General features: G+C 71.6%; 5 protein-coding genes. 4 read left to right on the top strand and 1 reads right to left on the bottom strand.

Features of this window, described 5'->3' with window-relative positions; genetic code table 11:
• Positions 1-225 precede the first annotated feature (225 nt).
• Genes BLU27_RS00115 through BLU27_RS00105 form a run of 3 tightly spaced genes read left to right on the top strand, consistent with a single transcriptional unit; the run spans position 226 to position 4819 of the window.
• Positions 226-3051 (top strand): PKD domain-containing protein, encoded by a 2826-nt coding sequence (locus BLU27_RS00115; protein WP_092656935.1) that lies wholly within the window; start codon positions 226-228, stop codon positions 3049-3051.
• Positions 3048-3833 (top strand): AMIN-like domain-containing (lipo)protein, encoded by a 786-nt coding sequence (locus tag BLU27_RS00110; protein WP_092649393.1) that lies wholly within the window; start codon positions 3048-3050, stop codon positions 3831-3833. Before BLU27_RS00115 ends, BLU27_RS00110 begins: the two co-directional genes overlap by 4 nt.
• Positions 3830-4819, top strand: coding sequence for a sulfotransferase family protein (locus BLU27_RS00105; protein WP_241827699.1), 990 nt, complete (start codon positions 3830-3832; stop codon positions 4817-4819). Before BLU27_RS00110 ends, BLU27_RS00105 begins: the two co-directional genes overlap by 4 nt.
• On the opposite strand, the gene BLU27_RS00100 is transcribed toward BLU27_RS00105, so the two are convergent.
• Positions 4750-6219, bottom strand: coding sequence for an MFS transporter (locus BLU27_RS00100; protein WP_157728113.1), 1470 nt, complete (start codon positions 6217-6219; stop codon positions 4750-4752). The two genes, BLU27_RS00105 and BLU27_RS00100, sit on opposite strands and share 70 nt — an antisense overlap.
• Positions 6220-6604: 385 nt before the next feature.
• Between BLU27_RS00100 and mfd the strand changes: the two genes are divergently transcribed.
• Positions 6605-10246, top strand: a complete 3642-nt coding sequence (gene mfd, locus BLU27_RS00095) for a transcription-repair coupling factor (protein ID WP_092649387.1) — start codon at positions 6605-6607, stop codon at positions 10244-10246.
• The last annotated feature ends 113 nt before the right edge of the window (positions 10247-10359 follow it).

Below are 10359 nucleotides of genomic sequence, written 5' to 3'. Positions count from 1 at the left end.
GTGTGACCTGCACCGATCTGCCCCTGACCATCCCCGAGGATACGAGACGAGTCCGGCCATCGGTGTCGTTCAGAAAGATATGGTTACTTTTGTGGTCCTGGGGGACTTGGACTGGCACCATTCACGCATACGCGGCATCTTGCCGCGCTGGCCGACATCTCACCTCCAACCCTGAGGTGCCGGCGGGGTTTCGTTCCTTGGGGGGAACTCGTGTTGCTGCGCCGCATGCGTGTCGCCGCTGCCCTCGTGCTGGTCGCGCTGGCGACGGTCGTGTTGCCGTCCCAGGCCTCGGCGGTCCAGGTTCCGCAGTCGAAGGTCGTCAGCGACAACCCGGTCAACTGGACACCGCACGTGCTCGACGGGCGGGTCATGTCGATCGTCCAGGTCGGCGGCATGATCATTCTGGGCGGGGAGTTCTCCCAGGTGAGTTCCGCCGACGGAACGACCATCTACAACCGCTCCAACCTCGTCGCCTTCAGTGCCACGACCGGAGTCGTCAGTACGACGTTCAATCCCAGAGCCGACGGCGAGGTGACGACACTGATCGTGTCGGCCGACGGTTCGACGGTGTTCGCCGGCGGCTTCTTCAACACGATCAACGGTCAGCCGGCGAAGAGCACCGCGAAGATCAACGTTGCCAACGGCCAGTTGACAGCGGGCTTCACCAGCCCGGTGCTCGACGGCCGGATCAAGGACATGCGTCTTGTGGGCAGCCGGTTGTGGATCGCCGGCACGTTCACCCGCGTCAACGGGCACGTCCAGCCGGGTCTGGCGACGATCAACGCGACCACCGGCGCGTACGACCCCTTCGACCAGGTGCAGTTCGCCGGCCCGCAGAACGGCGGCGTGCTCCAGGTCATGAAGATGGACGTCACTCCGGATCGTTCCACGTTGGTCGCCATCGGCAACTTCACCGTCGTCGGCGGGCAGTCCCGCACGCAGATCGCGATGCTGGACATCGGCGGCGCCTCGGCGTCGGTCGCCAACTGGCGGACGGACTTCTTCACGTCGGTCTGTTCGCCGTCGTTCGACTCCTACATGCGTGACATCGACATCTCACCCGACGGCACCTACTTCGTCGTCACCACGACCGGGGCGTACTCGGGTGGGCCACCCAAGGCCTGCGACACCAACAGCCGGTTCGAGACCCGCACCCGTGGTACCGGCATCACCCCGACCTGGGCCGAGTACACCGGCGGCGACACGACCTACGCGGTGGCGGTGACCGGCGCCGCGGTCTACGTCGGTGGCCACTTCCGCTGGCACAACAACCCGTGGGCCGCCGACAAGGCAGGTCCGGGCGCGGTGAGCAGGGAGGGCATCGCGGCCCTGGACCCGCAGACCGGCCTGCCGTTCCAGTGGAACCCCGGCCGCACCAAGGGCGTCGGCGTGTTCGACATGTTGGCCACCTCGGCGGGGTTGTGGGTGGGCAGCGACACCGACCGGCTCGGCAACTGGGAGTACCACGCCCGGATCGGCTTCCTGCCGATCGCGGGCGGCACCACACCGCCGCGGCCGGCGGTCGGCACGATTCCCGGTGACGTGTACGTCGTACCCACGACCGCCAACCTCCCGGTGGTGCGGGCCGTCACCGAAACCTCCTCCGGCCCCAGTAGAAGTGTTCCCGGTGGCGGCATCGACTGGACGAGCGTGCGCGGAGCCTTCATGCTCGGCAACCAGATCTACACCGGCTGGTCCAACGGAGTGTTCAACCGGCGCACCTTCGACGGGACGAGCTACGGCACCGCCACGCCGATCACCCTGGCCGACCAGATCGTCAACGACACGGCCTGGCACAACGACGTCGCGGCGGCGACCGGGATGTTCTGGAAGGACGGCCGGCTCTACTACACCGTCGCCGGCTCGACCTCGCTGTACTACCGCAGGTTCACGGTGGAGAGCTACGTGGTGGGCGCCCAGCGGTTCATCGCCTCGGCCAGCACGCCGCAGATCGACTTCTCCAAGGTGACGGGGATGTTCTATTCCAACGGCCGCCTCTACTGGGGCAGTTCGGTCGACGGCAACCTGCGCCGGGTGGACTTCCTGAACGACCAGCTGGTGTCGGGCACGGTCCGCATCGTCAGCGGTCCCTCGATCGACGGGCTCAACTGGCGGTCGCGGGCGATGTTCGTGTCCACCCAGGGTGCCCCGGCGGTCAACGACCCACCCGTGGCGGTGGCCACGGGTGACTGCCGGTACCTCGTGTGCACCTTCAGCGGTACGGCGTCGCACGACTCCGACGGCACGATCGCGAAGTACTCCTGGGACTTCGGCGACGGCACCACCGGCGACGGCGCGACGGTCTCGCACACCTTCGCCACCGCCGCCGACCAGGTCGTCCGGCTCACCGTGACCGACGACAAAGGCGCCACCTCGACGACGAACTACACGGTGACGACCACGACGGTGCCGACCGGGGTGGAGTTCGTCGGGGTGGCCGGAGCCAACGGCAACGCCACGGCCCACAAGGTGACCGTTCCGTCCTCCGTGCAGTCCGGTGACCGGTTGCTGCTCCTGGCCTCGTTCAACGACGTGACGGCCACCATCTCCGGGCCCACCGGTGTCACCGGCTGGTCCGACGTCGCGCCCCAGCAGACCAACGGCATGGTGACCCGCGGCTGGCAGAAGGTGGCCGCGGCCGGTGACGCCGGAACGTCGGTGACGGTGACCACCTCCATCTATGTCAAGGGCGACCTGACACTGCTCGCCTACCGCGGTGACAACCTCGTGATACTCGGTGCCGCGGGCAGGTCGGAGACCGCGTCCGGGACCACCCACACCACCCCGACGCTCGCGGTGCCGGCCGGCACCGCGCCGCGGCTGGTCAGCTACTGGGCCGAGAAGTCCTCGGCCACCACGGCGCTGACCGGCCCGGCCGGGCAGGAGGTGCGCCGCAGCGCGACCGGCACCGGCGGTGGCCACATCACCACGCTGGCGACCGAGAGCACCGTCGCCGCCGGCACGACCACGGCGGGCGGGCTGACCGCGACCGCCGACTCAGCGAGCGCTCAGGCCACCATGTGGTCCTTCCTGATCGGAGCCCGATCGTGACCTCCCACGCCACCATCGAGAACCCGCCCAGCCGGGGCAGGAGCACCGCCCGGAAGGTAGGTGCCCTGCTGGCCGTCTCGGTGCTCGTCGTCGGCCTCGGCGCGTGCGCGAACTCCACCGGCGACAACGAGTCCGGACACCCGGCCGCACAGGGGGCGCCCGCCGGGTCCTCGCGAACGACCCCTCCGGCCACGCCGACCGCCACGGCCGAGCCCACCGCGACCTCGACGCCCACGAGGAAGGTCGTCCAGGTTTCCGGGGACGACGACGGGTCGGAGCCGAAGGCGCCCACCCGGAAGCGGGAGCTTCCCGTGCCGACCAGGACGCCCAGCCCCGCACCCGTACCCGTACCCGCCAAGGTGTTCAGCGTGAAGCCGCGGACCAACACCAGCACGGCCCGGGCACGCCTGGTCGGGCTGACCACCGCGCGCGGGCAGGGGTCGGAGACGGTGACGTTCCGCTTCGCCGGCACCGAGGTCGTGCCGAAGTACGAGGTCCGGTACGTCGACGTAGTACGTGCCCACCCCGAGGACGACCCGATCGCGGTGGAGGGGAACGCCTACCTCGAGGTGTCGTTCAAGCTGACCAACCCCAACGTCCGGGGCCGGCTGGCCGTGCCGCCGGACCTCACGCCCGGGCAGCCGCAGGTGCGCGAGATCCTGTTGGTGCACAACGTCGCGGGCAGCCTGAAGTTCGGCGTCGGCGTGACCCGCCGCGCGCAGTTCCGGCTGCACGAGACCAAGGGACAGGCCAGCCTGGTGCTGGAGGTACGCGACCGGTGAGCAGGCCCGTGAGCATGCAGGGAACCGGCACGGGCAAGGAGCCGTTGCGTTCGTCCGCGCCGCAGTGGGTGAAGGAAGCGGGCCGGAAGGTGAGCGTCACGTTCGGACGGCTCACCGCGAGCCACCGGCTGCTGCCCTCGTTCCTCGTGATCGGCGGTCAGCGGTGCGGCACCACGGCGCTGCACCGCGCGCTGATCGCCCATCCGGTGGTGGCCGGACCCGTGCTGCACAAGGGGATCAACTACTTCGACCTCGGCTACCACCACGGCCCGGAGTGGTACCGCGGGCATTTCCCGCTGCGGGCCACCGCCCGCCGCCGCGCGGCCGGCGCGCGTCTCCCGCTCACGGGTGGTGCGTCCGGGCCACCCGAACCCCAGGCGATGGAGTCCAGCGGCTACTACCTCTACCACCCGCTGGCGCTGCCGAGGATCAGCCAGGACCTGCCCGACGTACGCCTGATCGTCATGCTGCGGGATCCGGTCGAGCGCGCCTACTCCGCCTACAAGCACGCGGTGGCGCGGGGCTTCGACACCGAGCCGACGTTCGAGGGAGCGCTGGAGCTGGAGGAGAGCCGGCTCGCCGGTGAGGAGGAGCGGCTGCGGACCGACCCGCGCTACGTCAGTCACTCCCATCGTCACCACGCCTACCTCACCCGCGGGCGCTACGTCGAACAGTTGCGGCGGCTGTACGACGTCTTCGACCCCGGGCAGGTGCACGTGGTCGCGAGCGAGGACTTCTCCGCCCGGCCCGAACCCGTCTTCGCGGGCATCCTCGACTTCCTCGGCCTGCCCGCCTGGCGACCGGCGTCCTTCGAGCGGTACAACGCCCGCCCCGGCAAGCCGCTGCCCGAACCGCTCCGCCGCCGCCTGGACGACTACTTCGCGCCGTACGACGAGGAGCTCGCGCAGCTGCTCGGTCAGCCGCCGGTGTGGCGGTCAGCGGCCGCCTCGGTGCGGTCGGCCGACCCGGGCGAACCCGCGCGCTGACGCTCGCCGAGCGCGCGTCCGCGTAGGGGAGTTCGCCCGCGCCGGGAGAGCAGCACCAAACCGGCGGCCGCGGCGGTGGTGGCCGCGGCCGCGGCGAACGCGGGCTGCGCCGGCAGGGCGCTCAGCACCGCGACTCCGAGCGCGCCGCCCACCTGCAGCATGGTGTTGAGCACGGCCGACATCCCGCCGGCGTCGCCGGACTCCACTCCGTCCATGGCGGCCAGGGTGAGGGGCACGAACGCGAGCTCGCGGCACACGGCGATCAGCGTCATCGGGCCGAGCAGCCCGGTGACGTAGTGCGTGCCCGGTTCGGCCAGCGCGAGCCAGCCCATGCCGGCAGCACAGCCGATCCCGCCGAATCCGCCCAGCAGTCGCGCGGGCATCCTCCCGGACAGATGCGCCGCCAGCGGTGCCGCCGCCAGCAGCCCGAGGCTGGACGGCAGGAACGCGATCCCGGCGCGCAGCGGCCCGTACCCCAGCACGTCCTGCACGAACAGCGTCAGCCCGTACGTCGTGGCCAGGAGGGCCGCACCCATCGCGAACATCGTTCCGCACACCGCCAGCCGGTCGCGGTCGCGCAGCGGGACGTACGGCAGCAGCGACCTCGGCGACCGCGGGTCGGCCCGGACGAACACCGCCAGCAGTAGGCCGGCCAGGCCGAGGAGGGCGTACGCTCCCGGGTCGGTCCAGCCGCGCGTGGTGAGCCGGGACAGCGCGAGCAGCAGCGCGACCAACCCGCCGACCGCGGTGGACGCCGATGTCAGCGTCGACCAGAGCGTGTGGCTCGGTGCCGGTCCGCGCGGACGGGTGGCGGGTGCGGGATCCTCGCCGGGAAGGCGGGTGGGAACGAGCGCCACGGTGGCAAGGCCGAGCGGCACCGTGAGCAGGAGCGTCCAACGCCAGCCGTACGCCGTCAGCGCGCCGCCCAGCACCATCCCGAGCACGCCGCCCAGTCCGGACACCAGGACCAGCAGCGTGAACGCCCGGGTGCGTGCCGGCCCGGCCGCGAAGCCGGTGGTGACCAGCGCGAGGGCGGCCGGCATGGCGACGGCGGCCCCGGCGCCCTGGGCGACCCGGGCGGCGATCAGCCAGGCACCGCTCGGTGCCAGCGCGCCGGCCAGCGACGCGGCCGTGCACATCGCCGCTCCGGCGACCAGCACCCGTCGCCGGCCGAGCAGGTCCCCGGCGCGACCGAAGGGGAGCAGCAGGGCCCCGAACGCGAGGGCGTACGCGCTCAGCACCCAGGCCAGGCCGGCGGACGACAGTTCGAGGTCGCGCTGGATCCGGGGCAGCGCGATGGTGACGGCGGTCCCGTCCAGCACGGCCAGCAGTTGGGTGGCGCTGATCAGTGCGAGCAGCCGGCGGGGGCCTGGCTCGCCCGGCAGGGATGTCGAGGGCATGACGACTCCGGTCACGGTGCGGATTGGCGAGTACGGAACGGAGTGGGGGAGAGTCGGCCGAGCCGGCCAGAGGGGTACGCCACGGCAGCGTGACGGAGCGGCGGACCGGAGAGGAGGAAGGACCCGGGCAGAGGAAGTGGCCGGCGAAGCGGCGGGCCGCGGTGATGCGGCGGCGTACGCCCGAGTGCTATGCCAGACCCTAGAGTTTGGCGCGTCCAGCCCGCAAGCAACGGCCGCTCCGCCGCGACCGAGCCTGTCGGTGGGTCGCGCTAGCCTGGACACGCAACCCCGGTTCGCCACGCGAATCGGGGCGTTCGTGGTGTTTCGCGCCGCCCGCGGTGGCGCCTTCCACCTCATTCGCACTCCTCCGCACGCGAAGGAACCCATGAGCCTCACCGGACTCGTCGAGCTTGTCGTCGCCGATCCCGCGCTCGCCGCCGCCGTGGAGACCGCACGGGCGGGCGCCGGCGCCCCGCTGGATCTGACCGCACCCAAGGCCCTGCAGCCGTTCGCGATCGCCGCCCTGGCCGCCTCACCCGACCACGGCGGTGCCGGCCGCACCGTCCTCGCCGTCACCCCCACCGGACGGGAGGCCGAGGACCTCACCGAGACGTTGCAGAGCCTGCTCGGTGACGAGCAGGCCGCCGCCTACTACCCCGCGTGGGAGACGCTGCCGCACGAGCGGCTGTCCCCGCGGTCGGACACCGTGGGCCGCCGGCTGGCCGTCCTGCGCCGGCTGGTGCACCCGACGGAGGAGACCCCGGCTCCGAAGGTCGTGGTGGCACCGGTACGCAGTGTGCTCCAGCCGCAGGTGAAGGGCCTCGCCGACCTGGAGCCGGTGTGGCTGCACGTCGGCGACGAGATCGACCTCGACGACCTGGTGCGCCGGCTGGCGGCCGCCGCCTACACCCGGGTCGACCTGGTGGAGCGGCGCGGCGAGTTCGCGGTGCGCGGCGGCATCGTCGACGTCTTCCCGCCCACCGAGGAGCACCCGCTGCGGGTGGAGTTCTTCGGCGACGAGGTGGAGGAGATCCGTTCCTTCAAGGTCGCCGACCAGCGCTCGCTCGACAGCGGCGAGCAGCAGCGTCTGTACGCACCGCCGTGCCGCGAGCTGCTCCTCACCGACCAGGTACGCGAGCGGGCGGCCAAGCTCGCCGCGGCGCACCCGGAGCTGGCCGAGCTGTTCGAGAAGCTCGCGAACGGCCACGCGGTGGAGGGGATGGAGTCGCTGGCCCCGGTCCTGGTCGACGACATGGAGCTGCTGGTCGACCTGATGCCCGAGCACACCCACGTCGTGGTGGCCGAGCCCGAGCGGGTCCGCAGCCGGGCACACGATCTGGTGGCGACCAGCCAGGAGTTCCTGGAGGCCAGCTGGGCGGCCGCCGCCGGTGGCGGCGAGGCGCCGATCGACCTCGGCCCGGCGGCCTACCGCACCCTGGCCGACGTACGCCGGCACTCCCTGGCCACCGGCCTGGCCTGGTGGAGCGTCTCGCCGTTCGCCCTGGAGCCCGACGACGCCCCGCCCACGGCGCCGCTGCGCACCGAGACCGGCGAGATCGTCGCGCTCGACGTCGACGTCGACACCGGCGCGGTGGAGTCGCACGCGATCGCCGCACGGGCGGTCGACACCTACCAGGGCGACACCGAACGCGCGCTGGCCGACGTACGCGACTGGATCGCGCGCGGCTGGCGGATCGCGTTCGTCACCGAGGGCCACGGCCCGGCCAACCGGATGGTGGAGGTGCTGCGCGGCAACGACCTGCCCGCCCGCCTGGACGAGCACCTCGACCACGCGCCCGAGCCGTCGGTCGTCCACGTCACCTGCGGTCGGATCGACCACGGGTTCGTGGCGTCCACGGCGCAGGCCGTCGTGCTCACCGAGGCCGACCTGGCGGGCCGGTCCGGTGCGTCCACCAAGGACATGCGGCGGATGCCCGCCAGGCGCCGGCGCACCATCGACCCCCTGGAGCTCACCCCGGGCGACTACGTCGTGCACGAGCAGCACGGCGTGGGCCGCTACGTCGAGATGGCGCAGCGCACGGTCGGCACCGGCCAGCACCGCACCACCCGGGAGTACCTCGTCGTCGAGTACGCCCCCTCCAAGCGGGGCCAGCCCGGCGACCGGCTGTTCGTGCCCACCGACCAGCTCGACCAGGTGACCCGTTACGTCGGCGGCGAGCAGCCGAGCCTGGACCGGATGGGCGGTTCGGACTGGGCCAAGCGCAAGGGCCGGGCGCGCAAGGCCGTGAAGCAGATCGCCGGCGAGCTCATCAAGCTGTACGCCGCGCGCCAGGCCACTCAGGGGCACGCCTTCGGTCCCGACACCCCGTGGCAGCGCGAGCTCGAGGACGCCTTCCCCTACGTCGAGACGCCGGACCAGCTGGCCACCATCGAGGACGTCAAGCTCGACATGGAGAAGACCGTCCCGATGGACCGGCTGATCTGTGGCGACGTCGGCTACGGCAAGACCGAGATCGCGGTGCGGGCGGCGTTCAAGGCGGTGCAGGACGGTAAGCAGGTCGGCGTCCTCGTCCCCACCACCCTGCTCGTCCAGCAGCACTACTCCACCTTCGCCGAGCGGTTCGCGCCGTTCCCGGTGACGGTGCGGGCACTGTCGCGCTTCCAGACCGACAAGGAGGCCGAGGAGGTGCTGCGCGGCCTGACGACCGGCGAGATCGACGTGGTCATCGGCACCCACCGGCTGCTCGGCCAGGACGTGTCGTTCAGGGACGTCGGGCTGATCGTGGTCGACGAGGAGCAGCGCTTCGGCGTCGAGCACAAGGAGAAGCTAAAGGCGCTGAGGGCCAGCGTCGACGTGCTCACCATGTCGGCGACGCCGATCCCGCGCACGTTGGAGATGGCGATCACCGGCATCCGGGAGATGTCCACGATCATGACGCCGCCGGAGGAGCGGCACCCGGTGCTGACGTTCGTCGGGGCGTACGACGAACGCCAGGTGGTGGCCGCCATCCGCCGCGAGCTGCTGCGCGAGGGCCAGGTCTTCTTCGTGCACAACCGGGTCAACACGATCGAGAAGGCGGCGGCCCGGATCCGGCAGCTGGTGCCCGAGGCGCGGGTCAGCGTCGGGCACGGCCAGATGGGCGAGCACCAGCTCGAGGAGGTCATCTCCGACTTCTGGGAGAAGCGCGCCGACGTGCTGGTGTGCACCACGATCGTCGAGGCGGGCCTGGACATCTCCAACGCCAACACACTGATCGTCGAGCGCGCCGACCTGTTCGGGCTGTCCCAGCTGCACCAGCTGCGGGGGCGGGTCGGCCGCGGCCGGGAGCGGGCGTACGCCTACTTCCTCTACCCGCCCGAGCGCCCGCTCACCGAGACCGCACACGACCGGCTGGCCACGCTCGCCCAGAACACCGAGCTCGGCGCCGGAATGGCGGTGGCCATGAAGGACCTGGAGATCCGGGGCGCGGGCAACATGCTGGGCGGCGAGCAGTCCGGGCACATCGCCGACGTCGGGTTCGACCTGTACGTCCGGCTGGTGGGCGAGGCGGTCGCGGAGTACCGCGGCGACAGCCCCGAGGAGGAGAACGACGTCAAGGTCGAGTTGCCGATCGACGCGCACCTCCCGCACGACTACGTAGACAGCCAGCGGCTGCGGCTGGAGATGTACCAACGCCTGGCCGCCGTCCGCGACGAGGCCGAGGTCGACCAGGTGGGGGAGGAGCTCGCCGACCGGTACGGCACCCTGCCCGAGCCGGTGGTCAACCTCCTGGAGGTGGCGCGGTTCCGGCTGCACGCCAAACGGGCCGGGCTGACCGACGTGACCCTGCAGGGAAGCCAGGTACGGTTCGCGCCGGTCGACCTGCGGGAGAGCCAGGAACTGCGGCTGATGCGGCTCTACCCGCGCACGATCGTGAAGCGGCCGGCGCACACCATCCTGGTTCCCCGCCCGGCCACCGCCCCGATCGGCGGGCAGCCGCTGCGGGACGTCGAGCTCCTGAAGTGGGCGCACGACCTGGTGGACGCGGTCCTGCTGGACGCCCCCGTGGGCGCGTCGTCCGGCTGACGGCGGACCAGTTGCCGCGGGTATGACGCACTGTGCCCGAAAGGCGGCATTGCGGAAATCGGTTATGGTTGCGACTGCTTTGGACCCGTGGCCGTGGGGAGGACGGCGCGGGG

This window comes from Actinopolymorpha singaporensis, from assembly GCF_900104745.1.
Classification (GTDB): domain Bacteria; phylum Actinomycetota; class Actinomycetes; order Propionibacteriales; family Actinopolymorphaceae; genus Actinopolymorpha; species Actinopolymorpha singaporensis.
Note: the sequence above shows the minus strand (reverse complement) of the source record. Positions and strands in the feature narration are given on the sequence as shown.

What these genes read in the sequence shown, in the direction of transcription:
- mfd (WP_092649387.1), top strand. Translation starts at nt 6,605, where the DNA reads ATGAGCCTCACCGGACTCGTCGAGCTTGTCGTCGCCGATCCCGCGCTC.
- BLU27_RS00100 (WP_157728113.1), bottom strand. Translation starts at nt 6,219, where the DNA reads ATGCCCTCGACATCCCTGCCGGGCGAGCCAGGCCCCCGCCGGCTGCTC.
- BLU27_RS00115 (WP_092656935.1), top strand. Translation starts at nt 226, where the DNA reads ATGCGTGTCGCCGCTGCCCTCGTGCTGGTCGCGCTGGCGACGGTCGTG.